We start from the raw sequence: 25,333 nt of genomic DNA on the forward strand, positions 1-25,333 counted from the left end.
GGAGGGCAATATTGCGGAAATACCGAAGCGGTGCCGATTCGCAATAACGGCAGTGCTAAAGCAGGCGATTACTCAGTGTGGCACAGATTCAGCGTCAGCAGTATGCACGCTTGCTCGCGCGTCGTTGCGAACGCGAGGACGGGCCGGCGCTGCGCATCCGCTATGCCACGGCGCTGGCCGATGCCGGCGTGATCGATAAGGCAGAGGACGTCGCGAGCCAGTTGGTGATCGATGCGCCAGACGAACAGGACGTGTGGATGCTTTCCCTGCGCCTGGCGGTGATGCGCCGTGACGGTGACGAGGTCCATCGTGTGATTGAAGCGATCGACAAGCAACATGTGTACTTAAGTGCCGCCAACCGCGAGGAGCTGGCTTTTTGGCGCAACGGAGAGGAGGCCCGATGAGCGTGGTGCAGCATATCCGCGACCGTGCGGGCCATTTTCGCTGGACGGGACTGCTCGTGGTGTGGGTGGTCTTTATTGCCATGGCCGCCGTGCTGCTGGTGGAGCGTGCCGGCGTGCAGTACAGTGCGGGCCAGCATAAGCTGGGGATGCTTGCTGCCAACGATGCGGTGCCGGCCTCCTCGGCGATATTTGGCCAAAAGCCCACGTGCCTGGTCATTACCGATACCGACCAAGCGGGCGTCGAGGATGTAAAGGAGCAGTTTGACCAGATTCTGCTCGACATGAAGATCGCGCACCGCGATGTGGACCTTGCTCTGGACGGCGCGGATGCCATCCCCTCGCTGACTTCCTTTGATTGCGTGATTTTGCTCATGCCGTCTCTCGATAGGCTCGGTACGCACCTGACCGACATTATGAGTTGGGTGAGTGCCGGTGGTTCGCTTATGCTCGCCATGCCGCCGGATAACTCGAGCTATCTGCAAGTGATTGCCCCCAAGCTTGGCATTGAATCGGCCGGATACGACTATGTAAAAGCCGAAAGCATTGTGCCGAGCAATGACTTTATGCTGGGCGGGGGAGAGCGCTATGAGCTCTCGGATCCCTTTGATTCGTCGCTTTCGGTATCGCTGCGCGAGACGGCGCACGTGTGGGCAACGACCGGCGACGCGGGCGCCCCGATCATTTGGTCCAATGATTTCGGTGACGGGCGCACCGTGGTGTGCAATATCGGTGTCTACGACAAGGTCATGCGCGGTTTTTACGCCTCGGCGATCAGCTTGCTGGGCGATGCCACGGCCTACCCCGTCATCAACAGCGCCGTCTTCTATCTGGACGACTTTCCCAGCCCCGTGCCCTCGGGCGACGGCACTTACATTAAGCGCGACTACGGCCTTTCCATTGCCGATTTTTATGCCAAGGTCTGGTGGCCCGATCTGCAAAAACTCGCGCAAAAATACGGCATTCGCTATACCGGCGTGATGATTGAAAACTACGAGGACGCGGTCAATCAGACCGAGCCCGCGCGCCAGCCCGATACCACGCAGTTCCGCTACTTTGGCGGCATGCTGCTGCAGATGGGCGGAGAGCTGGGCTTTCATGGCTATAACCATCAGCCGCTGGCGCTCTGGGATACCGACTATGGAACGCTGTACGACTACAAGACGTGGAAGAACAAGAAGACGCTCGTCGCATCGCTCAACGAGCTTATCGCCTTTCAGGACGAGGTGCTGCCCAACGCGCACGGCTCGGTCTACGTGCCGCCGTCAAACATCCTTTCGGCCCGCGCGCGCAAGATTATTGGCGAGGACGTGCCGCGCATTAAGACCATCGCCAGTACGTATTTTGAGGACGGCACCGATCTTCCGTACGTGCAAGAGTTTGGCGTGGCGAGCGACGGCATCGTGGAGCAGCCGCGCATTGTCTCGGGCGGCATGGTCGACGATTCCTATATGCGCCTGGCTGCCGTGTCCGAGCTCAACATGCACTACGTGAGCACGCACTTTATGCACCCGGACGACCTGCTCGATCCCGATCGCGGCGCTACGGAGGGCTGGGAGGTCTACAAGGGCGGCCTGACCGACTACCTGGACTGGCTTACCAAGTCTGCGCCCGACCTGCGCCACCAGACCGGCTCGGAATGCTCGGGTGCCATCCAGCGCTTTTCGTCCGTGACGGTGAGCGTGGATACGAGCGACGACGCCTGGACGCTCAGTCTGGGCAATTTCCACGACGAAGCGTGGCTCATGTTCCGCGCCAACAACGGCGAGCCGGGTGCGGTCACGGGTGGCGAGATTACGCATCTGACGGGCGACCTGTACCTGGTCAAAGCCACGGACAAGACGGTGACCATTGCGCGCAAGGAGGGTGGCGACAAATGAGAATCTGCTTGGTACTCGAGGGCTGCTACCCCTATGTGCACGGCGGTGTGTCCACCTGGATGCACGGCTACATCACGGCCATGCCCGAGCACGAGTTTGTGCTGTGGGTGATCGGTGCTCATGCTGCCGACCGCGGCAAGTTTGTCTACGAGCTGCCCAGCAACGTGGTCGAGGTACACGAGGTGTTTCTGGACGAAGCCCTGCGCCTTTCGGGCGAGCAGGAAGAGGCAGACTATAACGACCGCGAGCGCGAGGCGCTGCGTCGCCTGGTGTCGCTTTCCAATCCGGATTGGGACGTGCTGTTCGATATCTTCCAGCGCCGCCGCGTGCATCCGCTCTCGTTTTTGCAGAGCCGCGCCTTTATGGATATCTTTCGCGACGTGTGCCTGGCTGAGTACCCGTATACGCCTTTTGCCGACGCATTCCACACCATGCGCTCCATGTTGCTGCCCGTGCTCTACCTGCTGGGCAGCGAGGTGCCGGTGGCCGATGCGTACCATGCCATCTCGACTGGCTACGGCGGTCTGCTCGCCTGCCTGGGCTCAAGCGTTCACCATGCGCCGGTGCTGCTGACCGAGCATGGCATCTATACCCGCGAACGCGAGGAAGAGATCATTCGCGCCGACTGGGTGGTGCCGTCGTTTAAGGACCGCTGGATCCGTTTTTTCTACCTTCTTTCCGAGGAGATCTACCGCCGCGCTTTCCGCGTGACGAGCTTGTTCCATAACGCTCGCAAAACCCAGATCGATATGGGCTGCGATGCAGACAAATGCCTGGTCATTCCCAACGGCATTCAGTTTGACCGCTTTAAGGACATTCCCTTAAAGCCCGATGATGGCTGGGTGGACATTGGCACGGTGGTGCGCCTAGCGCCCATCAAGGACGTTAAGACCATGATCTATGCCTTCTTTGAACTGCACGAGCGTCTGCCCAAGGTGCGCCTGCACATCATGGGCGGCGTGGACGACGAGGAGTACGGCGCCGAATGTCACGCGCTGGTCGATACCCTGGGCGTGCGCGACCTGATCTTTACCGGCCGCGTCAACGTGGTCGAGTACATGGAAAAGCTCGACTTTACCATTTTGACGAGCATCTCCGAGGGCCAGCCGCTCAGCGTGCTGGAGTCGCTTGCAGCGCGTCGTCCCTGCGTGACGACTGAGGTGGGCTGTTGCCGCGAGCTGCTCGAAGGCGCCCCGGGCGACGACTTTGGCGTGGCGGGTTTTGTGACGCCGCCCATGTATCGCAAGGGCTTGGCCGATGCCATGGAGCGCATGTGTGCGAGCCGCGCCCGTCGCATTGAGATGGGGGAACGCGGCCAGCGCCGCGTTGCCACGTACTTTTTGCACGAGCAGATGCTCGCCAACTATCGCGCGCTGTACGACGAGACGGCGCGTGCGTTTGACCTGCCAAGAGAGGGGGAGTAGTCGGTGGCCGGAATCGGTTTTGAGCTCAAACGCCTGTTTGGGCGCAAGGGCCTGTTTGCCACGATGCGCGCCTATGGCTACGCCGGCATTGTGTGCACGGGCCCCATGCTGCTGGGCGTGCTGCTGCAGGTGGGCATTTTGGTGCTATGCGGCCTGTGGGGTGTGGGCCGTGCCAACCAGGACCTGCTGGTGTGCATGGTGACCTATACGCTGCTGGCGTCGCTTACGCTCACGAGCTTTTTCTCCATGCCGGTCACGCGTTTTTTGGCCGACATGCTGTTTGCTGAGCGCGAAGAAGAGGTCTTGCCTTCGTTTTGGGGCTCCAATGCCATCATGCTCATTGCGGGCACGGTGCTCTACGGCATCTTTTTGCTGTTTTCGGGCGCCACGCTGCTGCAGGGGCTGCTGTGCCTGTGGCTGTTCAACATTATGATCGTCAACTGGAACGGCATGAGTTACCTCACGGCCATTAAGGATTACCGTGGTATTCTGTGCAGTTTTGCCGCGGCCATTGGCATGGCGTGCCTGTGTGCCTTGGCCGCGCTGGTGCTGGGGTTGCCGCCGGTCGAGGGCCTGTTGGCGTCAATCGCCCTGGGCTATGGCGTCATGCTCGCCTGGGACGTGGTGCTGCTGTACCGGTATTTTCCGCAGAGCGACCGCAGCCCCTGGCTCTTTTTGCGCTGGCTTGACCAATTTATGCGGCTCGCGCTCACGGGCCTGTTTACCAACCTGGGACTCTTTGCACATCTGGTAATTATTTGGGCCGGCCCCATTGGCGTGCAGGTCAAGGGCTTGTTTTATGGCGCACCCTACCACGATGTGCCGGCGCTCATTGCGTTTTTGACCATTCTGGTCACGACCGTCAACTTTGTGGTGTCGGTCGAGGTCAACTTCTATCCGCGCTACCGCGACTACTACAGCCTGTTTAACGACGGCGGCGTGGTGGGCGACATCGTGGTGGCCGAGGAGGAAATGCTCGCCACGCTCAACCGGGAGCTGCGGTTTTGCGCGCTCAAGCAGCTGTTTGTGACGGCAGCGGTCATCTCGCTCGAGACCACGGTGCTCTCGGCCCTGCCACTGGGCTTCAACAACCTGATGCACGGGTATTTCCGCACGCTGTGTGTGGGCTATGGCCTGTATGCCGTGGGCAATACGGTGATGCTCATCTTGCTGTACTTTACCGACTACAAGGGCGCCGTGCTTGCCTCCGGGCTGTTCGCGGGCGTGGCGGGGCTGGCGACTATCGTCTCGCTGTTCTTTCCGCAACAGTTTTATGGCTTTGGATTTTTGCTCGGCGCGGCGGTGTTTTTTGTTGTGGCGCTCATGCGGCTCGATACCTATACCGCCAACTTGCCGTATCGTATCCTGAGTCAGCAGCCCATTGTGGCGACCGACAAGACGGGTCGCTTTACGGAGCTGGGCTGCTTGCTCGACCGTGCCGAACAGCGCTATGAGGAGCTGCGTCTAGAGGGCGAGCCACATGGTGCGTTTGAGCGCACGGTGGTCCGTGTGTATCGCAATCGTTGGGGAGGTCCTGATGACCGATAGGATGATATCGCGTCGCCGCTTGATTGAGGCGGCTGCCGGCACGTTGCTGCTTTCGGGCTGCTCTGCGCAGGACGAATCCTCGACAAAAAAGACCAAGAAGCAGGGCAAGATTAATAAGGCCGATGCGTCTAGCGAGACCAAGCACCTTCGCGACAAGGACGAGCTCTACGAGGTCTACGATGACTCGGGCATCGTATGTATGTACCTGACGGTCTCGCGCGGCAACAGCTCCGAGAACACTGATCATAGCTGGGCCGAGATCAATACGTACTCGGTTTATGACTACGCCGACATGGGCGTGGCACGCTATCAGGTTATGGGCCTTTTGCAGGCGGGCGACGAAGACGGCCCAGTGGCCGGCGAGGTTGGCTATGGCGAGGAAGCGCCCAATGCTACCGTGCAGGTGCGCGGCCAGACGTCGAGCGGTTATACGCAGAAGAATTACAAGGTGGAGCTCAAAAAAGGAAAGGGTACCTGGCGCCAGCAGCGCGCGATTGCGCTCAACAAGCATATGGGCGAGGGCATGCGCTTTCGTAACAAGATGGCCTACGATTTGATCCGTGGCATTCCCCAGATGATGGGCCTGCGCACGCAGTTTGTGCACTTATGGGTGTGCGACCAGACCGAAAAATCCAACGACACCTTTGAGGACTACGGTCTGTTTACGCAGGTCGAGCAGCTCAACAAAACGGCGCTCAAGGCCCACGGTCTGGATAAGAGCGGGCATCTGTATAAGGTGAACAGCTTCGATTTCCATCGCTTTGAGGACACTATTAAGCTCACCGATGACCCCGACTATAACCAGACGGCGTTTGAGGGCATGCTCGAGATTAAGGGCGATTCGGACCATACCAAGTTAATCGAGATGCTCGATGCGCTCAACGACGATACGCAAAAGATCGATGATGTGCTCGACACCTACTTCGATACCGAGAACCTGGCCTATTGGATGGCGTTTCAGATCTTGACGGGCAATTGCGATACGCAGAACCGTAACTGCTATCTGTACAGCCCGCTTAACTCCAAGGTCTGGTACATCCTGGATTGGGATAACGACGGCATGCTGCGCAAGTTCGAGTTGAGCCTGACAGGGTTCTCGGATTATGCGAGCTGGGAGCGCGGCGTGAGCAACTACTGGGGCAACGTGCTATTTAACCGCGCGTTGCGCAGCAAGTCGTTCCGCAGCGAACTCGATAGCGCCGTCAAGGACCTGCGCTCGTATTTGACCGAAGAGCGTCTGAGCAAGATGGTCGAGCATTATCGCGAGGTCACGGAGCCGCTCGTCTTTGCTGCGCCCGACCTCGATAACCTGCCCGTGACCAAGGACGAATACGAGCAGATCGCCGCGGCCATCCCCTCCGAGATTGAGGAGAATTACAAGAGCTATCGCGAGAGCTATAAGAAGCCCATGCCGTTCTACATTGGTGTGCCGCAGATCGATAACGGTAAGCTGCGCGTTAACTGGGACGCCGCGTACGACTTTGATGCGCGCGACATTCGCTATACCGTCGAGCTGGCGCGCGATTACGCCATTAGCGACGTGGTCTTTAAGGCCGAGGATGTGCTGCTGCCGGAGGTGACGTGCGATGCGCCCGATGCCGGCCAGTACTTTGTGCGTGTGCGCGCCATCAACTCCGACGGCTATACGCAAGATGCGTTTGACTATTATGTGACCGACGACGGCAAACAGTACGGGATGAAGTGTTTTTACGTGCAAGACGGCGGTAAGGTCGTGGAGGACACGTATGAGGAGGGCTAGCGCGCTGCTTGAGCGCCTGGCGGCCCCGCCTGCGCGTGCTACGCAGGAGCGCTACCGCCACGAACTCAAATATCTCATTAACGAGGGCGAGCACGCCGCGCTTGCCTGTCGCATGTCGCCGGTCTTTAAGCTGGACAAGCATGCACGGGCGGGCGGTTACACCATCCGCAGCCTGTATTTTGACGACTACTGCAACTCGGCCTACGAGGAAAAAGACGCCGGTATCCTGATGCGCAAAAAGTATCGCGTGCGCATCTATAACGGCAGCGACAAGGTGATTAAGCTCGAGCGTAAAAAGAAGTACGGCAGCTGGATCTACAAGGAGGATGCGCCGCTCACCCGCGACGAGTTTGAGCAGGTCCTCGCCGGCGACTATGACTTTTTGCTGCGCAGCCCGCATCAGCTCTGCCGTGAGTTCTATATCGAGTGCATCTGCAACATGATGCGCCCGCGCACCATCGTGGACTACGAGCGCGAGCCGTGGGTGATGGACGAGGGCACCGTGCGCGTTACGTTTGACATGAACGTGCGCGCGGCTGTGGGAAGCTTCGATATTTTTGACGCGACCTTGCCCGCATTGCCCGTGCTGGAGCCGGGCAAGCTGGTGATGGAGGTCAAGTTTACCGAGTTTTGCCCGCAGCTGGTGCGTGATATGGTACCGCCGGGCGCGGCGGAGCTCACGGCGGTCTCCAAGTACTGCCTGTGCTACGAAAAGACCGCCTACTTGCGCGGCTTTAACTACTGGGAATCGGATTATGAGAACCGAGGGGATATTTAGACCATGAGCACCAGGGACTTTTTTAAGAACTCCGTCTTGGAGGCGTTTGGCCAGGTCGACCCTGCCAAGATCGGTCTGTCGCTGCTCGTGGCACTCGCCATGGGCATTCTGATCTATTGCGTGTACAAGCGCTTCTTTACCGGCGTGGTGTACTCGCGCAGCTTTGCCGTGACGCTCGTGGGCATGTGCGTGCTCACCTGCATGGTGACGCTAGCGATCTCGACCAACGTGGTCATCTCGCTCGGTATGGTCGGTGCTCTGTCCATCGTCCGCTACCGTACGGCGGTCAAGGACCCGCTCGACCTGCTGTATCTGTTTTGGGCCATTACCACGGGCATTACGGCGGGCGCCGGCATGTATGCGCTCGTGGGGCTCACGGCAGTGGTGATCGTGGCGATGATCGCTAGCTTTGCGAGCCACCAGGACAAGGCGCGCGTGTACATGATGGTCATCCACTACACGGGCCAGACCACCGGCGATGATATCGTGCGTGCATTTGGACGCACCAAGTTCACCGTTAAGTCTAAGACCATGCGCGGCGACAAGGTGGAGATGGCCGTCGAGGTGTTCTCAGACGGTGTGGATATGCCCTATGCGGATGCCATTCGCGCGCTCGAAGGCGTGGAGGACCTGACGTTAATCCAATACAACGGCGAATACCACGGCTAACTATGTTCCGGCGTTCGTCAGAACGCCGGAACGAACAGGTATCATTGTGTAAGCGATTTCAACGACAGGGGTGCTCGTGGTAAAGATGAAAGATGTGGCCGAGCTGGCCGGCGTTTCGAGTGCCGCCGTCTCGCGCTACCTCAACGGTGGATATATCTCGGCGGATAAGGCCGCGCGCATTAAGCAGGCGATTGAGCTGACCGGATACGTGCGGTCCAGCCAGGCTCGCGCGCTGCGCACCGGCTCCACCAAACTCATCGGCGTCATCGTGCCCAAGATTAACTCGGAATCCGTTAGCCGCATTACCGCCGGCATTGGCCAGGTGCTCGGTCACCGTGGCTACCAGATGCTGCTCGCCAATACCGACAACGCCCCTGATCGCGAGCTCGAGTACCTCGATTTATTCCAAAATCACCCGGTCGATGGCATTGTACTCGTGGCGACCATGATCACCGACGAACATCGTGCGGCCATTGCGTCTTGCCACGTGCCCATTGTGCTGATCGGCCAAAACGTCGAGGGCGCGGCTTGCGTCTACCATGACGATTTCGAGGCTGCCTTTGAACTGGGCCATGCGCTTGCGGGCCGTGTGGACGGCAAGATTGCCTATATTGGAGTTACCGAGGAAGACCGTGCCGCCGGTTACGACCGTCGTCGTGGTTTTGAAGCTGGTCTGGGCGCCGCGGGTGTTGTGCTCGATCCCGAGCTGATTCGCCGCGGGTCCTTTACCCTCGATTCCGGCTATCGTGCGTCGCGCGAGCTGCTGGGCGAAGTACCCGATGTTTCGTTTATCGCGTGCGCGACCGACACCATGGCGGCGGGCGCGCTGCGTGCCATCGATGAGGTTCGCGGCATGGGCGAGGGTATACACCGCGTGAGCGGTTTTGGCGACAACGCGTTTTTGCGCGCGCTGACGGGCGGCATTCCCACCGTGCATTATGGCTACCTGACCAGTGGCGTCGAGGCGACCAATATGTTGCTCAACACGCTCGATGGCGTGGAGGGGGAGAGCGGTCTCAAGACGCTCAAACTCGGCCATCAACTTATGAATGTCTAGGCTTTGGGCATGTCTGCCTGCCTTTGAGGCCCCTGTTTTTGCCGTAAAACTACCATTCACCGGCATTTTCCTACCGTTCGCCCTTCTGTGAAAACGATTACAGACATATGAAACTGAAAACGATTACAGTGTAAGTGTCAAAGATGGCCGGGTGCACATGCGCCCGTTGGAGGAAAGGGAAGTCATGGACTACCGCAAATCAGCCCAAGAGGTGCTCGACAACATCGGTGGCGCCGACAACGTCGTCTCTGCCGCGCATTGCGCCACGCGTCTGCGCCTGGTGATTGCCGATAACGCGAAGGTTGACAAGGAGGCCCTCGAGAATATTGACGGCGCCAAGGGCGTCTTTGAGGCCCAAGGCCAGCTCCAGATTATTTTTGGCACCGGCACCGTCAACAAGGTCTACGACGAGTTCATTGCGCTCAGCGGCGTCGAGGCTGCCACCAAGGCCGAGGTCAAGGAGGCCGCGGCGCAGCAGCAGAACATCTTTATGCGTGCCATTAAGGTGCTCGGCGACGTCTTTGTCCCCATCATCCCCGCCATCGTGGCTTCGGGCCTGCTGCTGGGCATTATGAGTGCCCTCAACTTTATGGCCTCCAACGGCTTTATCGCGCTCGACACCAATAACTTTATCTACAAGATTGCCGACCTGGTCTCGGGAACGTCCTTTGGCATCCTGCAGATCCTGATCGGTTACTCCGCCGCTAAGGCCTTTGGAGCCAACCCGTATCTGGGCGCCGTCGTCGGTGGTGCGTTCATCAACTCCTCGTTGCAGAGCGCCTACACGGTTGCCTCCGAGGGCGTGCAGACCATGGTCAACGTCATTCCCGGTATGTACAGCTTTGAGTGGGTCGGTTATCAGGGCCACGTGATCCCCATCGTTATCGCCTGCGCCATCCTCGCCTTCTTGGAGAAGCGCCTCCACAAGGTTGTCCCCGAGATGTTCGACCTCTTTGTGACCCCGCTCGTCTCGGTGTTCGTGACCGTGCTCGTGACTCTCGTTGCCGTCGGCCCCATCTTTGTCTGGGCTGAGAACGCCATCCTCGGTCTGATCCAGGCCCTGCTCACCCTGCCCTTCGGCATCGGTTCCTTTATCGTCGGCCTGTTCTATGCTCCCACGGTCGTTACCGGTATCCACCAGATGTACACCGCCATCGACCTGGGCCAGCTCGCCCAGTACGGCGTGACTTACTGGCTGCCCATCGCCAGTGCCGCCAACATCGCCCAGGGTGGTGCCGCGCTCGCCGTTGCATTTAAGACCCGCGATGCCAAGATCAAGGGTCTGGCGCTTCCTTCGGCCCTGTCCGCCTTCATGGGCATTACCGAGCCTGCCATCTTTGGTGTGAACCTGCGCTTCTTTAAGCCCTTCATCGCCGGCTGCATCGGCGGCGGTTGCGGTGCCCTGGCCTGCGCGCTCACTTCGCTGGCCGCCTCCGGCACGGGCGTTACCGGTATCTTCGGTATCCTGCTGTGCCTGGCCCAGCCCGTGCAGTACGCGATCATGTTTGCGGTCGCCGCGCTGGTTTCCTTTGCTGTCTCGTTTGTCCTGTACAAGGATGAGCCCAAGGCTTCCGAGCAGGCCTAAGAGCTTTTGATTGAGGAACACCCGTGGGCTGTATGCTCGCGGGCGTTTCCCGTATTTGGCGCCGATCTCTGGCGCCTTGTAACTTTCGATCCGTTAGGACTTTGATATGTCTAATGCACTTGGTCGCGACCTTGCAAAGCTGGTCGCCGCTGTTGACGCCGCCGCCTCTGAGTGCGGTCATGGCGCGTATGGCCAGCGCTTTCATATTATGCCGCCGGCGGGCTGGCTCAACGACCCCAACGGTCTTTGCCAGGCAGATGGCGTATTTCACGCGTACTTTCAGTATGCCCCGTTTGATGTGAACGGCGGCGTCAAGATGTGGGGCCATGCGGCGAGTCGCGATCTTATGACGTGGGACTACGTTGGCGCCCCGCTGCTGCCCGACGAGCCATTCGATTGCCATGGCGTGTATTCGGGCTCCGCGCTTGCCGAGGACGGCCGCATTCGCGTGCTCTATACCGGCAACGTTAAGCTCCCCGATGCGGGCGGCGTCTTTGACTATGTCAACTCCGGCCGTCGCGCCGACACCGTGTATGTCGAGAGTGTCGATGGGCAGACGTTCAGCCAAAAGCGCGTGGTGCTGGCGTCGGAGGACTATCCCGAGGATCTGACGTGCCACGTGCGCGATCCCAAGGTGTGGCGCGATGAGGCCGGTCGCTATCACATGGTGCTGGGCGCGCGTCGTCGCGTTGACGGGCCGCATGTCGAGAGCCGTTTTTGCGCCATGCATGGCGAGGGCGCCGGTCGCGATGTGGGCGAGATCTTGGTGTACGGCTCGGCCGATATGCTGAGCTGGGAACTCGAGAGCCGTGTGTCTACGTCCGAGCGTTTTGGCTTTATGTGGGAGTGCCCCGGCTATATAGAGCTCGATGCGAATGGCAATACCGCTGCATTTTTGTCATTCTCGCCCCAGGGCCTTGAGGGCGGCCGTTGGGACCGCGGCAACGTATACGCTGCTGGCTACATGCCTGTAACGGGCGAAATTACCGGTGGTGACGGTGCCTATGAGCTGGGCGAGTTCCGCCTGTGGGACGCCGGTTTTGACTTCTATGCTCCGCAGGAGTTCACGGCCGAGGACGGTCGCCACATTCTGATCGGCTGGATGGGCATGCCCGATGAGCCGACCTATGGTAACGGCCCCACCGTGGCGCGTGGCTGGCAGCACTGCATGACAGCGCCGCGTGAGCTTACAGCCGGTGCCGACGGCGTGGTGCTGCAGCAGCCGGCGCGCGAGATTGAACACCATTATGCCTCGGTGCGTGTGGGGGAGGGTTCGTTGGAGGTTGCCGGCGATACCTGCTTTGACGTTGTTGCCGACGGTGTCGACGGCGCGTTTACCGCGACTGTTGATGGCGAGCTGAAGCTGGTATTTGTGCCCGCCGAGGGCGAACTGCCCTCGCGTTTTGAGATGCGATTTACCGATGAGGGTCGCGCTTCTGCCGGCTACGGTCGTACTGTGCGCTGGGAGCCCGTCGACGAGGTGCGCAACGTGCGCATTGTTGGCGACGTCTCGTCGGTCGAGGTGTTTGTCAACGACGGTGCGCTTGTGTTCTCCACGCGTATCTACCCTGCGACCTATGGCGTGTCCGTTGACGCCGCAGGTGCGAGCGTGACCTATCACACGCTCAACATCTAGGCGATTCGTCGCATATCGGCGCTATACTGCAGCCGTTGCCCACGATGCGGGGAACACCCGCATCGTGGGTTTTTGTTTATGAAGGGACGGTGCCTTGTGGATGTACAGCAGCTAGAGGAGGCCTGGGCTTTGAGGGCCGGCTCGCGTGAGGCGCGTCTTGTTGCGGCCCTGCATGTGCCGGCGGCGCTGTCTCTGTTGGGGATTGTGCGCCCCGGTGACCGCCTGGTTGCGTTTGCGGACGACTTTGCCGATGCGTTTGCGCACGGCTTTGATGCCTGCGACGTGGCTATGGTGGGGGAGCCGTCGGCTGCCGCGTTTGCTGCTGCGTCCAAGGGCTTTGATGCTTCGTTTGATGCCGAGGGGCCGCACCTGTGGTGGTTTTTAAACTCCATCGGCGGGTTTGGTCTGCGTGTGCCCAATCTGCGCGCGCTGGGTCGGGCGGCGCGTGAGGCCCATGCGCTGCTGGTTGTGGACAACACCGTGGCTGACGTCTTTGGCTGCGATCCGCTGCGGCTGGGTGCCGTGCTGTCGCTCGAGGCACTTGACCGCGTGTGTGCCGGTGAGGCGCCGCGCAAGCTCGTGGCGGCGTCGGTCGCGCGCTCGCAGCTCAAGCGCCATCGCGTGGACGCCGCGGCCGAGTGCGCGCATGCGCTGCTCGAGGGCTGCGGATTGGCCGCGCTCGACTTGTCCTCCGATGAGGCCGAGGTTCTAGAGCACGGGCTCGACACGCTCGACACCCGCATGCAGGCACACGTCGACCGCGCGCGTGCACTGGCCGAGTATTTGGCCGCGAACGAGATGGTGCACGGCGTGCGCTATCCTGGGCTGACCTCGCATCCCGACCATGCGGTTGCAACGGGAATCCTCGAGCACGGCTTTGGCCCGGCAGTTGAATTTGACCTGATGGACTGCACCGCGGGCGAATTCTTCAGCATGCTGCCGGATGAATTCCGCACATCACCCGCAGGCGGCCCAACAACGCGCCTTTCGGCTCCGCGTGGCAAGCAGGGGAGCACCATCCGCCTCTTTGCCGGCACCGACAACCCCTTGATCGTGGCCGCCACCCTAGACAACGCCCTCCGCAAGTAGCTAATCGGGGCCTGCGCCACGAAAACGGCCTATTTACTACGTTTAAGCCATAGGGGTCGACCATGCCCGCCTATTTTGAAAATTACCAAGCTGTCTACCAGCGGTTTTAATTTCATAATGTCCGGTATGGTCGAGGGTATTCAGCTAAACGTAGTAGATGGGCCCGTTTTTGTGGCGCGAGCCTCAATCCGAGGGTGCGGTGGACAACAATTCAGCCCCAAAAGGACTACTCTGCATTGATGCTGGCGATGAGAGCGTCGGCTTTGGTGGCGATGACGTTGTTGATGTCGGCCTGCAGCTCCTCGTAGACCGCTATGGCTCGCTCGCCGGCGGGGGTGAGGGTGGATCCGCGGGCTCCGTCGCGCTCGATGAGCTTGCAGCCCAGCTGACCTTCGGCCTCGTTCACGATGCGCCAGGCCTTGGAATACGCCATGCCCATGCTCTTGGCGGCGCGGTTGAGCGAGTGCTCGCGGGCAATACCCTGCAGCAACAAGACGCAGCCGTGACCAAACACGCCCGGTAGATCTTTGTCGCACGCTTGAATGACCAACTTTGCCGTCGTCTTGTACTCCATGTGCTCCACGTCTCTCCGCTAAAGTGTTTGCTGGGCAAACGCAAAGCCTGCGTCAAACCCTCGTGTGCTCTTCTTAAATCATGCATTGTAGCAGTCAAAGTGCGTTAAGATACTTCCCCAGTATTGGGCGCCCAAGGTTGGGCTGGGTCCTACGAGGCCTGCAGCCGACCGGTCGCATGGAAAAAGGAGAAACATGGCTACGTTCTTTCCCGGTGAGTCCCACACGTTTTCGGAGTATCTGCTGGTCCCTGGTTACTCGTCCTCGCAGTGCATCCCCAACAACGTCTCTCTTAAGACGCCGCTAACCCGCTTTAAGCGCGGTGAGAAGCCGGCAATCACCCTGAACATCCCCATGGTTTCCGCCATCATGCAGTCCGTCTCGGGCGTCGACATGGGTGTCGCGCTCGCTACCGAGGGTGGCCTGTCCTTCATTTACGGTTCCCAGAGCGCCGAGTCCGAAGCCGCTATGGTCAAGGCCGTCAAGGATCACAAGGCCGGCTTCGTTCAGTCCGATTCCACGCTGACCCCCGACATGACCATGGAGCAGGTCATCGAGCTCAAGGAGAAGACCGGTCACTCCACCATGCCGGTCACCGACGACGGCACTCCCAAGGGTAAGCTCCTGGGTATCGTCACCAGCCGTGACTATCGCCCCAGCCGCGATGACCACCAGACGAAGGTCTCCGAGTTCATGACCCCGCGTGAGCAGCTCATCGTGGGCGACAAGAACATCAGCCTCAAGGTTGCCAACGACGTCATCTGGGACAACAAGCTCAACGCCCTGCCCATCGTCGACGACAACGATCACCTCATGGGCATCGTTTTCCGTAAGGACTACGACAGCCACAAGACCAACCCCAACGAGCTGCTCGACGGCGACAAGCGCTACATGGTCGGCGCCGGTATCAACACCCGCGACTATGCCGAGCGCGTGCCGCTGCTCATCGAGGCCGGCGCCGATGTCCTGTGCATCGACTCTTCCGAGGGCTTCAGCGAGTGGCAGAAGCGCACCATCGAGTGGATCCGCGCCAACTACGGCGAGGACGTCAAGGTCGGTGCCGGTAACGTCGTCGACGCCGAGGGCTTCCGCTTTTTGGCCGACTGCGGTGCCGACTTCATCAAGGTCGGTATCGGCGGCGGCTCCATCTGCATCACCCGCGAGACCAAGGGCATCGGCCGTGGCCAGGCTACTGCGCTGATCGACGTCTGCCGTGCTCGCGACGAGTACTACGAGGAGACCGGCGTCTACGTGCCCGTGTGCTCCGACGGCGGCATCGTCTACGATTACCACATGACGCTCGCCCTTGCCATGGGCGCCGACTTTATGATGCTGGGCCGTTACTTTGCCCGCTTTGACGAGAGCCCGACCGAGCGCGTTAACGTCAACGGTCAGTATATGAAGGAGTACTGGGGCGAGGGTTCCGCGCGTGCCCGCAACTGGCAGCGTTACGACCTGGGCGGCGCCGCGAAGCTCAGCTTCGTCGAGGGCGTCGACTCCTACGTCCCGTACGCCGGCTCCCTCAAGGACGGCGTGGGCGGTACGCTTTACAAGGTTAAGTCCACGATGTGCAACTGCGGTGCCCTCTCGATCCCCGAGCTCCAGGAAAAGGCTCGCCTGACCCTGGTCAGCTCCACCTCCATCGTCGAAGGCGGCGCCCACGACGTTGTCGTCAAGGACTCCCAGCAAAGCGTCAGCTACCGCTAAGCGGCTTTCCCAAGCACCGCACCTTGCCGTTCAAACCGTCGCTCGCGTACCAAAGTACGCGTCGCTCCTCTTTCACGGCAATCTGCGGTACTTGGAAAACCCGTCCATGCTAGGACGATTAACAAATAGCGGTTGATTCACAACCACGTTATTTAGATAAAGCGAGATGCCTGCAAGTCGCAGGCATCTCGCTTGTCGTATTTGCTATCATCATGCGAGTTAACGATGTGGCGGGGCGTTCTTACCTTTGCTCGCTGCAAGTTCCGCACGAGCCGAAGAGCACTTAATGTGCTCTTCGTGCGAGCAGGACTGTCCGCAGCAGCGAGCAAAGGTAAGAACGCCCCGCCCCAACCGAGATAACAAAGGAGCTGATATGTGCGATTGCACAGATCATAAGGACGAGATCCCTGCATACGACGCGCAGGCCATTGAGTCTAGGTGGATGAAGGCCTGGGAGGACTCCAACCTCTTTGCCGTCGACACCGACGACAGTAAGCCCAAGAAGTACGTGCTCGAGATGTTCCCGTATCCGTCGGGCGACCTGCACATGGGTCACGCGCGCAACTACACCATCGGCGATGCCATGGCCCGTCAGGCCCGCATGCGCGGCTACGACGTGCTGCACCCCATCGGCTTCGATGCCTTTGGCCTGCCCGCCGAGAATGCCGCCATCAAGCACAACACGCAGGCTGCCGCCTGGACGTATAAGAACATGGATCAGGCGCTTTCCACGATGAAGCGCATGGGCTTCTCCTACGATCTGGATCGCATGGTCAAGACCTGCAGCCCCGACTATTACCGCTGGGGCCAGTGGATCTTTGAGAAGATGTGGGAAAAGGGCCTGGTCTACCGCAAGAAGAACCCGGTCAATTGGTGCCCCACCTGTAAGACCGTTCTGGCCAACGAGCAGGTCACCGAGGGTAAGTGCTGGCGCTGCGGCACCGAGCCCGAGAAACGCGACCTGGAGCAGTGGTACTTCAAGATTACCGAGTACTCCCAGGAGCTGCTCGACGACCTGGAGAAGCTCCCCGGCTGGCCCGAGCGCGTCAAGCAGATGCAGGCTAACTGGATCGGCCGCTCCGAGGGCGCCGAGGTCGACTTTACCCTGTGCGACAAGGATGGCGAGCCTATCGAGGGCGACGAGGGTAAGATCACCGTCTTCACCACACGTGCCGACACGCTCTTCGGCGTCTCCTTCTTTGTCCTGGCTCCCGAGTATGAGTGCCTGCACGAGCTCGTCGAGGGCACGGAGTACGAGGAGGCCGTCACCAAGATCGTCGAGGACTCCAAGCATATCTCTGCCGTCGAGCGTGCCCAGGGCACCCTCGAGAAGCACGGTGCCTTTACCGGCCGCTATGTGGTGAACCCCGTCAACGGCGAGAAGGTCCCCGTGTGGGTTGCCGATTATGTCGTTGCCGACTACGGCACCGGCGCCGTCATGGCCGTTCCCTGCGGCGACCAGCGTGACTTTGAGTTCGCCCGCAAGTACGATCTGCCTATTGTGCCGATCATCCTGGACGATGACGACCGCGCTGCCGTCGAGGCCAGCGGCGAGACCATCGATACCTTCCATGCCGAGACCGTCGATTGGGATTGCGCCCACGCTGCCGAGGGCACGCTTGTCCAGTCCGGCAAGTACACCGGCATGCGCGGCGGCAAGCATTCCGAGGGCGAGGCTGCGATCGTGGCCGACCTCGAGGCCATGGGCTGCGGCCGTCGTAAGGTCGAGTTCCGTCTGCGCGACTGGCTCATCAGCCGCCAGCGCTACTGGGGCAACCCCATCCCGGCCATCCACTGCGAGCACTGCGGCATCGTGCCCGTGCCCGAGGACCAGCTGCCGGTGACGCTGCCCGAGAACCTTGATCTGGGCGCCGGCGAGACCCTCGCAGAGTGCAAGGAGTTCTACGAGACCACCTGCCCGGTCTGCGGTCGCCCGGCCAAGCGTGAGACCGATACCATGGACACCTTCACCTGCTCCAGCTGGTATTACCTGCGCTATACCGACCCGCACAACACCGAGCTGCCCTTCTCCCGCGAGGCGGCTGACCGTTGGATGCCCGTCGATAACTACATCGGCGGCATCGAGCACGCCATTTTGCACCTGCTCTACAGCCGCTTCTTTACCAAGGCACTGCGCGACCTGGGCCTGCTGAGCGTTGACGAGCCCTTCACCAACCTGCTGTGCCAGGGTATGGTCAAGGACGAGAACGGCGACACCATGTCCAAGTCCAAGGGCAACGTCGTGCCCCCGAGCTCGGTCATCGAGCCCTACGGCGCCGACACCATGCGTCTGGCGATCCTGTTTATCGCCCCGCCCGAGAAGGACTTCGACTGGGATCCCAAGGCCGTCGAGGGCGCCAACCGCTTCATTAAGCGCGCCTGGCGTATCGTGTGGCAGCTCGTCCAGTCCGGCGACGCCAACGTGGCCTTTGACAAGTCCGCGCTCGACGAGACCGCGATGAAGCTCTACCGCGAGCGTCATCGCACCATTGCCAAGTGCACCGAGGACTTCGACCGCGGCCAGTTCAACACCGCGATCTCGGCCGTCATGGAGCTCGTCAACGCCGCGAGTGCCTACCTCAACGCCACCGAGGGCGATTCCCGTGACAAGGCGCTGTGCTACGGTGTGGCCAAGGATATCGTGAGCGTCCTTGCTCCCATCTGCCCGTTCTGGGCCGACGAGCTGTGGCATGAGGCACTCGGCTGTGAGGGCAATGCCTACACCGCCGCCTGGCCCGAGTTCGACCTGGCCGAGTCCATCGAGGACACGGTGCAGATCGTCGTACAGGTGCTCGGCAAGGTCCGTGGTCGCATCGACGTTGCCCGCGACGCCTCCAACGAGGAGATGCAGGCTGCCGCCGAGGAAGCCGTTGCCAAGTGGCTCGAGGGCAAGACGGTCGTCAAGGCCATCTGCGTGCCTGGCAAGCTGGTTAACCTGGTGGTCAAGTAAGCGCTGCGCGCATGGTTGACGTGCTATAGGCGAGGGGCGATCCGGCTGGGTCGCCCCTCGTTTTTCATGCACCTGTCCTGGTGCCTACAGTTAATTGTTCTATTCTTGTGGAGAACCTGTGCTCACGCTGACCTGCGGGTTTGTGTTGTGGTTGCACGTTTGTGCAGGTATTGGTATAGTTTGCTTGCAAATGAAGTTGTAATTGAAAGAAGTGGGGTTTCGGCCCCGCTTCTTTTTTGTATGGATGGAGGTGCCGCAATGGTCAAGACCAAGACCGAGCAGGCGATCATCGACGCGCTCGAGGCCGTTGCTCCCCAGCACGATGTCGACATCGTCGACGTTGAGCTCGTGGGTGCCACCAAGGCCCCCTGCGTGCGTGTGCGTATCGAGGGTGCCGAGGGTCAGAGCCTGTCGCTCAACGACGTCACGGCCAACACCAAATGGGTCGGCGATGTGATTGAGGAGCTCGACCCCATCTCTTCGAGCTATACGCTCGAGGTGTCGAGCCCGGGTATGGCGCGCCCGCTGCGCCGCCCGAGTGACTTTGCCCGTTTTGTGGGCGAGAACTGCGAGCTCACCTCCACCGCCACCGAGGGCCGTCGCAAGTACGCCGGCAAGATTGCCGCTGCCACCGAGACGAACGTGACCCTCGAGCTCGAGGACGGCGAGTCCGTCACCCTCGATTTCTCTGATGTTAAAAAGTGCAAGTTGAAGCCCACCTATGACTTCAAGCCCGCGAAGGAAGGAAAGTAAGATGGCAGCATCCGACATGATGTCCGCCCTGATGGAGCTTTGCCAGGAGAAGCACATCGACCAGCTCTACCTGATCGACCGCCTGGAGCAGTCGCTCGCCAAGAGCTATGCCGAGATCCTGCATCTTGAGTGGGGCGCCAAGGTGACCATCGACCGCACCACCGGCAAGATCTACGTCTACCGTCTGGAGCCGATCGACGATTCCATGGACGAGGAGGGCAACTTCACCGAGTTCGAGGAGATCGACGTCACTCCTAAGAACACGAGCCGTATCGCCGCCCAGCACGCCAAGGCCGAGATCAACGCCATCGTACGCAACTCCGCCCGCGAGCAGATCTACGAGGAGTTCTCCGGCCGCATCGGTGACCTCATCAGCGGTACCGTGCTGCAGTCCACGCCCGACTTCACGATCGTCAAGATTCGCGAGGGCGTCGAGGCCGAGCTTCCGCACTTCGACCAGCGCCGTTACGAGAACGAGCGCAACGAGCGTCCGATGGGCGAGCGCTACCTGCACAACCAGCATATCAAGGCCGTGATCATCGACGTTCGCGACCCCAACTCCAACCTGCAGCCGGTCCGTGGCGAGCACAGCCGTCCGCCGATTGTCATCTCCCGTACCCACCCCGAGCTCATGCGTCGTCTGTTTGAGCAGGAGGTGCCCGAGATCTATGAGGGCACCGTCCAGATCAAGTCGATCGCCCGCGAGCCCGGTCAGCGCTCTAAGGTCGCCGTCCACTCGCTCGACGATCGCCTGGATCCCGTGGGCGCCTGCGTCGGCCCTAAGGGCAGCCGTGTTCGCGCCGTCGTGGGCGAGCTCCGTGGCGAGCGCGTCGACGTCATCCTGTGGGATGCCGATCCGGCCGTCTACGTCGCCAACGCCCTGTCGCCTGCCAAGGTCACCCGCGTCCTTATCGACGAGGAGAAGGCCTACGCCGGCGTCATCGTGCCCGATGACCAGCTGTCCCTCGCCATCGGCAAGGAGGGCCAGAATGCCCGCCTCGCCGCGCGCCTGACCGGCTGGCACATCGACATTAAGTCCGAGACCCTTGCCGCCGACATCCTCAAGAATGTTCCCGTTCACGAGGAGCCCGCCGCCGACCTGATCGGTGACGAGGAGGACGAGGACGTCCGTCGCTGCGAGTTCGTGTCCGAGGACGGCATCCAGTGCCGCAACCAGGCCCGTCCCGGCTCCCGTTTCTGCGGTGTCCACGACACCGACGCCTTCGATGATGCGGAGGACCTGATCTAGCGCGCGGTCGCGCCGGGCGGGTCCCAGCGCATACCCCACGCTCGTTCAGTCTCTAGGCACCCAAGGTGCCAGAAAGGGTAGGTGAAGTCATATGGCAAAAGTCCGTGTGTCCACCCTGGCCAAAGAGTTCGGCATGACCTCCAAGGAACTGATGGGTCATCTCGCCGAAATGAAGATTCCCGCTAAGTCCGCTTCCTCCGCTCTGGAGGACGCATACGTCGCCATGGTCCGCAAGCAGCTCGCCTCGGTGATCGAGGCCCGCGCCCAGGAAGTCGAGGCCGCCAAGCTGGCCGAGGAGCAGGCCGCTGCCGCCGAGGAGGCAGCACGCGCTGCCGAGGCAGAGCGCGAGCGCATCGCCGCCGAGAAGGCGCGCGAGGAGGAGCGCCGCCAGTTCGCCGCCGCCCAGGCCGCCGAGGAGGCCGCCCGCGCCGAGGCCGAGGCTAAGAAGAAGGCCGAGCAGGAGCGTCTTGCCCGCGAGAAGGAGGAGGCTGCCCGCGAGGCCCAGCGCCGCGCCGTTCCCGCTTCCGATTCCGGTTCGCGTTTCCGTTCGCTGCTCGACCAGATCGCCGCACAGGAGACCGTGCTCAAGGAGAAGAAGGACGCCGAGGAGAAGGCCAAGGCCGAGCGCGCTGCCGAGCGCGGCAACCGTCGTGGCGGCAACAACGACCGTCGCGGTGGCCGTCGTAACGATCGCAACGCCTCCGACAACAACTCCGAGCGCAATGCCTCCGAGAGCCGTCCGCACAGCCATCGCACCAACGCCAGCAACAACGTCGCTGCCGGCATGGACTTCCCCAACCCCGACAAGCAGGGCAAGGGCAAGAAGCGCAAGGGCGGTCACAACAACGAAGAGGACCACTACAGCCGCATGGCTCGCGAGGCCGAGGAGTACAGCCGCGAGAAGGTGCTCGAGGAGGCTCGTGCTGCCGTCGAGGAGGCCTCTCGCGAGTCCACTGGTCGCCGCAAAAAGCGCAAGGAGAAGCGCGAGCGCGAGGCCGCAAAGGCTCAGGAAGAGCGCAAGATTGAGGAGGCGCTGGCCCAGGGCGTGAACCCCGAGGACCTCGACGCCATCAAGGTCTCCCAGGGCGTTACCGTCCAGGAGCTCGCCGAGGCGCTCGACGTTCCGGCCAACGACATCATCAAGCGCCTGTTCCTGCTGGGCACGCCGCTTACCATGACGCAGTCCATGTCCGACGACCTCGTCGAACTCGTTGCCGACGACCTGGGCCGTCAGATCAAGATCATCACCCCCGAGGAGGAGAACACCTTCTCGTTCTACGACGATCCCGCCGACCTTAAACCGCGCGCCCCGGTCGTCACCGTCATGGGCCACGTCGACCACGGCAAGACGAGCCTGCTCGACGCCATCCGTCACACCGGCGTCGCTGCCGGCGAGGCGGGCGGCATTACTCAGGCCATCGGCGCTTCGCAGGTCATGATCAACGACCGCAAGATCACCTTCATCGATACCCCCGGTCACGCCACCTTTACGGCTATGCGTGCCCGCGGCGCCAAGGTGACCGACATCGTCATTCTGATCGTGGCTGCCGACGACGGCGTCATGCCCCAGACCATCGAGTCGATCAACCACGCCAAGGCCGCCGGCGTTCCCATCGTCGTCGCCGTCAACAAGATCGATAAGCCGGGTGCCAACCCCGACCGCGTGCGCCAGGAGCTCACCGAGTACGGCATCATCCCCGAGGAGTGGGGCGGACAGAACATGTTCGTCAACATCTCGGCCAAGCAGAAGATCGGTATCGACGACCTGCTCGAGACCGTGCTGCTCCAGGCCGACGTGCTCGAGCTCAAGGCTAACCCCGATACGTTCGCATCGGGCAACGTCCTCGAGGCTAAGCTCGACAAGGGCCGCGGCTCGGTTGCCACCGTGCTCGTGACCCGCGGCACCCTGCGCGTGGGCGACACGCTGGTCGCCGGCCTCACCTATGGCCGCGTCCGTGCCATGCTCGACCCCAAGGGCAACGCCGTCACCGAGGCCGGTCCTTCCGACGCCGTCGAGATCTTGGGCCTGCAGTCCGTCCCCAACGCCGGCGATGAGTTCCGCGTGTTCGAGGACGAGCGCGAGGCACGTGCGCTGGCCGACGAGCGTTCGCTCAAGGCCCGTATCGAGGAGCAGAGCCGCGTGAAGCACGTGACGCTCGAGAACCTCTTCGAGACTATCGCCGACGCCGAGGTCAAGGAGCTCAACCTGATCATCAAGGCCGACGTCCAGGGTTCCATCGAGGCCCTTCAGGACTCCCTCGACAAGATGGATCAGTCCGAGGTGCGCATCAACACGATCCACTCCGCCGTTGGTGCCATCAACGAGACCGACGTGGTCCTGGCCGACGCCTCCAACGCCATCATCATCGGCTTTGGCGTTCGTCCCGACGGCAAGGCCCGCTCCGCCGCCGAGCGCGAGGGCGTCGAGATCCGTTGCTACGACGTCATCTACAAGTGCCTCGAGGACCTCGACGCTGCCCGTATCGGCATGCTCAAGCCCACCGAGGTTGAGGTCTCCACGGGCACTGCGACCGTCCTGGACACCTTCAAGGTGCCCAAAGTCGGCATCGCCGCCGGTGTCCGCGTCGAAGAGGGCGAGATCGCCGCGACCGATTCCGTACGCCTGGTCCGCGACGGCATCGTGGTCTTCAACGGTAAAATCGCCTCGATGCGCCACTACAAGGACGAGGCCAAGAGCCTCAAGAGCGGCTCCGAGGGCGGTATTGGCCTGGAGAACTTCCAGGACATCAAGCCTGGCGACACCATTGAGGGCTACCGCATTGACCAGGTTGCCCGTACCGAGTAGGGGGTAGCGCTATGAAGCAAACGCAGGCAACCCGCCGTCTGGGCGAGCAGCTTCGCGAGAAGCTCGGTTATATCCTGCTCTTTGAGGTTTCCGATCCGCGTCTCGACCTGGTCACCCTGACCGCGGTCGAGGTCGCGGTGGACCGTTCGTTCGCGCGCGTGTACGTGTCGTGCGACGCGAGCCGCTACGACGAGGTCATGGAGGCGCTTGCCAGCGCCAAGGGCCGCATCCGTAGCCTGTTGGCCCGCTCGCTCGATTGGCGCGTCACGCCCGAGCTCGATTTTCGCATCGATCGCTCGACCGATGAGGCCGAGCGCATCACGCGCGCGCTGGAAAACGTTCCCGCCACGCTTGCGATCGAAAAGGACGAGGACGGCTATCCAATTGCGGATGCCGCCAGGAGGCAGCTTTAGATGAGTAATTCCGCCGACCTCGCATCGTGCGAGTCTGCAGATATTCAGCGACGCATCCTCGAGCTTATCGAGGGTGCGTCCTCCATTGCGATTTCGGGACATACGTCTCCCGATGGTGACGCCCTGGGCTCCGTGCTGGGTTTGGGCTTATCACTTATGAAGTTTTTCCCCAACAAGGACATTGCCCTGCTGCTGGCAGACGATGACCCGGTTCCGCGCATCTACCGCTTTATGGAAGGCGCCGACCGTCTGGTGCCGGCATCTGCGTATACCGGCAATCCGGACCTGTTCATCTCGGTGGACGTGCCGGTCGTCGAGCGTCTGAACAACTCAGCCGAGGTGCTCCGCCGCTCGTCGCATGTGGTGTGTTTCGATCACCATCCGGCGCGCGAGGAATTTGCCGAGCTGAGCCTGAGGTGTGTCGGCGCCGCGGCCTGCGCCATGATCATCGACCGCTTTTTGGACAATTGCGGCATTGTGGCTCGCGATGGTGTCGCGACCTGCCTGCTGTGCGGCCTGGTGACCGATACCGGTCGTTTTCAGTACCAAAACGCCGATGCCGCTGCGTTCCACGCCGCCTCGCGCCTGGTCGCGCACGGTGCCGATCCGGCGCGCGTCGCGCTCGAGGTCTACCAGAGCATGCGCGTAGAGTTCTTGCATCTCAAGTCCATCGTTATGGGTCGTATCAAGACCGTGGCGCACGGTCGCGTGGCATATAGCTATGCGTACCAGAGCGACCTCGAGGCTTGCGGCGTCACTTCGGATGAGTGCGACGGCCTTGTCGATGTGGTGCGTTCGGTGATGGGCGTGGAGGTCTGCCTGTTCCTGAAGGGCATTGAGGGCGATACCAAGGTGCGCGGCAACCTGCGCTCCAAGGGTGACCTCGATGTGTCCGAGATCGCTGCCAACTTTGGCGGTGGCGGGCATCATGCCGCCGCCGGCTTTTCCAACAACGGAACGATTCGCGAGACGCTCGCCGTGGCACTTCCCATGCTGGCCGAGCTGGTAGGGGAGGATCCCGCTTCGGTGACCGTCGAGCTCTAACATTTTGGATGGT

At 61.2% G+C, this 25,333-nt stretch carries 19 protein-coding genes; 18 read left to right on the top strand and 1 reads right to left on the bottom strand.

Annotated features, from left to right (window positions below; all coding sequences use genetic code 11):
• The first annotated feature begins 77 nt into the window (after window positions 1-77).
• From ACEXKH_RS06055 to ACEXKH_RS06105, 11 genes are all read left to right on the top strand, one after another.
• Entirely contained in the window at window positions 78-404 is a 327-nt protein-coding gene (locus ACEXKH_RS06055) for a hypothetical protein (protein WP_373573462.1), read from the top strand.
• Window positions 401-2,281 (top strand): DUF2194 domain-containing protein, encoded by a 1,881-nt coding sequence (locus ACEXKH_RS06060; protein WP_373573463.1) that lies wholly within the window; start codon window positions 401-403, stop codon window positions 2,279-2,281. The genes ACEXKH_RS06055 and ACEXKH_RS06060 overlap by 4 nt, the downstream gene beginning before the upstream one ends.
• Window positions 2,278-3,705 carry a GT4 family glycosyltransferase PelF gene (gene pelF / locus ACEXKH_RS06065; RefSeq protein WP_373573464.1) on the top strand — a complete coding sequence of 476 codons (1,428 nt, stop codon included), beginning with the start codon at window positions 2,278-2,280 and terminating at the stop codon, window positions 3,703-3,705. The genes ACEXKH_RS06060 and pelF overlap by 4 nt, the downstream gene beginning before the upstream one ends.
• A 3-nt stretch (window positions 3,706-3,708) precedes the next feature.
• Window positions 3,709-5,253: an exopolysaccharide Pel transporter PelG gene (pelG, locus tag ACEXKH_RS06070; RefSeq protein WP_373573465.1), complete on the top strand. Its 1,545-nt coding sequence runs from the start codon at window positions 3,709-3,711 to the stop codon at window positions 5,251-5,253.
• Window positions 5,243-7,012, top strand: coding sequence for a CotH kinase family protein (locus ACEXKH_RS06075; protein ID WP_373573466.1), 1,770 nt, complete (start codon window positions 5,243-5,245; stop codon window positions 7,010-7,012). The genes pelG and ACEXKH_RS06075 overlap by 11 nt, the downstream gene beginning before the upstream one ends.
• Entirely contained in the window at window positions 6,999-7,790 is a 792-nt protein-coding gene (locus tag ACEXKH_RS06080; protein ID WP_373573467.1) for a polyphosphate polymerase domain-containing protein, read from the top strand. The genes ACEXKH_RS06075 and ACEXKH_RS06080 overlap by 14 nt, the downstream gene beginning before the upstream one ends.
• Before the next feature lie 3 nt (window positions 7,791-7,793).
• Window positions 7,794-8,459 carry a DUF4956 domain-containing protein gene (locus ACEXKH_RS06085; protein ID WP_195361925.1) on the top strand — a complete coding sequence of 222 codons (666 nt, stop codon included), beginning with the start codon at window positions 7,794-7,796 and terminating at the stop codon, window positions 8,457-8,459.
• Window positions 8,460-8,544: 85 nt separating this feature from the next.
• The gene (locus ACEXKH_RS06090) at window positions 8,545-9,516 is read left to right on the top strand and encodes a LacI family DNA-binding transcriptional regulator (protein WP_373573507.1); all 972 of its coding nucleotides are present in this window, start codon (window positions 8,545-8,547) and stop codon (window positions 9,514-9,516) included.
• Between the two features lie 184 nt (window positions 9,517-9,700).
• Complete coding sequence (locus tag ACEXKH_RS06095) at window positions 9,701-11,101, top strand: PTS transporter subunit EIIC (RefSeq protein ID WP_373573468.1); 1,401 nt, start codon at window positions 9,701-9,703, stop codon at window positions 11,099-11,101.
• A 106-nt stretch (window positions 11,102-11,207) separates the two neighbouring features.
• Window positions 11,208-12,737 (top strand): glycoside hydrolase family 32 protein, encoded by a 1,530-nt coding sequence (locus tag ACEXKH_RS06100; RefSeq protein WP_373573469.1) that lies wholly within the window; start codon window positions 11,208-11,210, stop codon window positions 12,735-12,737.
• A 96-nt stretch (window positions 12,738-12,833) separates the two neighbouring features.
• Window positions 12,834-13,826, top strand: a complete 993-nt coding sequence (locus ACEXKH_RS06105; RefSeq protein ID WP_195362326.1) for a PLP-dependent transferase — start codon at window positions 12,834-12,836, stop codon at window positions 13,824-13,826.
• A gap of 226 nt (window positions 13,827-14,052) precedes the next feature.
• On the opposite strand, the gene ACEXKH_RS06110 is transcribed toward ACEXKH_RS06105, so the two are convergent.
• Entirely contained in the window at window positions 14,053-14,400 is a 348-nt protein-coding gene (locus ACEXKH_RS06110) for a winged helix-turn-helix domain-containing protein (RefSeq protein ID WP_195362327.1), read from the bottom strand.
• A 193-nt stretch (window positions 14,401-14,593) separates the two neighbouring features.
• Between ACEXKH_RS06110 and ACEXKH_RS06115 the strand changes: the two genes are divergently transcribed.
• From ACEXKH_RS06115 to ACEXKH_RS06145, 7 genes are all read left to right on the top strand, one after another.
• Window positions 14,594-16,105 carry an IMP dehydrogenase gene (locus ACEXKH_RS06115; protein ID WP_055251158.1) on the top strand — a complete coding sequence of 504 codons (1,512 nt, stop codon included), beginning with the start codon at window positions 14,594-14,596 and terminating at the stop codon, window positions 16,103-16,105.
• 373 nt (window positions 16,106-16,478) lie between these two features.
• Window positions 16,479-19,055: a leucine--tRNA ligase gene (gene leuS / locus ACEXKH_RS06120; protein WP_373573470.1), complete on the top strand. Its 2,577-nt coding sequence runs from the start codon at window positions 16,479-16,481 to the stop codon at window positions 19,053-19,055.
• 258 nt (window positions 19,056-19,313) lie between these two features.
• The gene (gene rimP / locus ACEXKH_RS06125; protein ID WP_118267782.1) at window positions 19,314-19,808 is read left to right on the top strand and encodes a ribosome maturation factor RimP; all 495 of its coding nucleotides are present in this window, start codon (window positions 19,314-19,316) and stop codon (window positions 19,806-19,808) included.
• A gap of 1 nt (window position 19,809) precedes the next feature.
• Window positions 19,810-21,057, top strand: coding sequence for a transcription termination factor NusA (nusA, locus tag ACEXKH_RS06130; RefSeq protein WP_022094169.1), 1,248 nt, complete (start codon window positions 19,810-19,812; stop codon window positions 21,055-21,057).
• A gap of 91 nt (window positions 21,058-21,148) precedes the next feature.
• The gene (gene infB, locus ACEXKH_RS06135) at window positions 21,149-23,863 is read left to right on the top strand and encodes a translation initiation factor IF-2 (RefSeq protein WP_373573471.1); all 2,715 of its coding nucleotides are present in this window, start codon (window positions 21,149-21,151) and stop codon (window positions 23,861-23,863) included.
• 11 nt (window positions 23,864-23,874) lie between these two features.
• Window positions 23,875-24,276, top strand: coding sequence for a 30S ribosome-binding factor RbfA (rbfA, locus tag ACEXKH_RS06140; RefSeq protein ID WP_373573472.1), 402 nt, complete (start codon window positions 23,875-23,877; stop codon window positions 24,274-24,276).
• Window positions 24,277-25,320 carry a DHH family phosphoesterase gene (locus ACEXKH_RS06145; RefSeq protein ID WP_373573473.1) on the top strand — a complete coding sequence of 348 codons (1,044 nt, stop codon included), beginning with the start codon at window positions 24,277-24,279 and terminating at the stop codon, window positions 25,318-25,320.
• The last annotated feature ends 13 nt before the right edge of the window (window positions 25,321-25,333 follow it).

The organism is Collinsella aerofaciens ATCC 25986 (assembly GCF_964259375.1).
Classification (GTDB): domain Bacteria; phylum Actinomycetota; class Coriobacteriia; order Coriobacteriales; family Coriobacteriaceae; genus Collinsella; species Collinsella aerofaciens_BO.

Coding starts and splice junctions, on each gene's coding strand:
- leuS (WP_373573470.1), top strand. CDS start 16,479: ATGTGCGATTGCACAGATCATAAGGACGAGATCCCTGCATACGACGCG.
- ACEXKH_RS06090 (WP_373573507.1), top strand. CDS start 8,545: ATGAAAGATGTGGCCGAGCTGGCCGGCGTTTCGAGTGCCGCCGTCTCG.
- rbfA (WP_373573472.1), top strand. CDS start 23,875: ATGAAGCAAACGCAGGCAACCCGCCGTCTGGGCGAGCAGCTTCGCGAG.
- ACEXKH_RS06110 (WP_195362327.1), bottom strand. CDS start 14,400: ATGGAGTACAAGACGACGGCAAAGTTGGTCATTCAAGCGTGCGACAAA.
- pelF (WP_373573464.1), top strand. CDS start 2,278: ATGAGAATCTGCTTGGTACTCGAGGGCTGCTACCCCTATGTGCACGGC.
- ACEXKH_RS06115 (WP_055251158.1), top strand. CDS start 14,594: ATGGCTACGTTCTTTCCCGGTGAGTCCCACACGTTTTCGGAGTATCTG.
- ACEXKH_RS06080 (WP_373573467.1), top strand. CDS start 6,999: ATGAGGAGGGCTAGCGCGCTGCTTGAGCGCCTGGCGGCCCCGCCTGCG.
- nusA (WP_022094169.1), top strand. CDS start 19,810: ATGGCAGCATCCGACATGATGTCCGCCCTGATGGAGCTTTGCCAGGAG.
- ACEXKH_RS06145 (WP_373573473.1), top strand. CDS start 24,277: ATGAGTAATTCCGCCGACCTCGCATCGTGCGAGTCTGCAGATATTCAG.
- ACEXKH_RS06100 (WP_373573469.1), top strand. CDS start 11,208: ATGTCTAATGCACTTGGTCGCGACCTTGCAAAGCTGGTCGCCGCTGTT.
- ACEXKH_RS06095 (WP_373573468.1), top strand. CDS start 9,701: ATGGACTACCGCAAATCAGCCCAAGAGGTGCTCGACAACATCGGTGGC.
- ACEXKH_RS06060 (WP_373573463.1), top strand. CDS start 401: ATGAGCGTGGTGCAGCATATCCGCGACCGTGCGGGCCATTTTCGCTGG.
- ACEXKH_RS06075 (WP_373573466.1), top strand. CDS start 5,243: ATGACCGATAGGATGATATCGCGTCGCCGCTTGATTGAGGCGGCTGCC.
- rimP (WP_118267782.1), top strand. CDS start 19,314: ATGGTCAAGACCAAGACCGAGCAGGCGATCATCGACGCGCTCGAGGCC.
- ACEXKH_RS06085 (WP_195361925.1), top strand. CDS start 7,794: ATGAGCACCAGGGACTTTTTTAAGAACTCCGTCTTGGAGGCGTTTGGC.
- infB (WP_373573471.1), top strand. CDS start 21,149: ATGGCAAAAGTCCGTGTGTCCACCCTGGCCAAAGAGTTCGGCATGACC.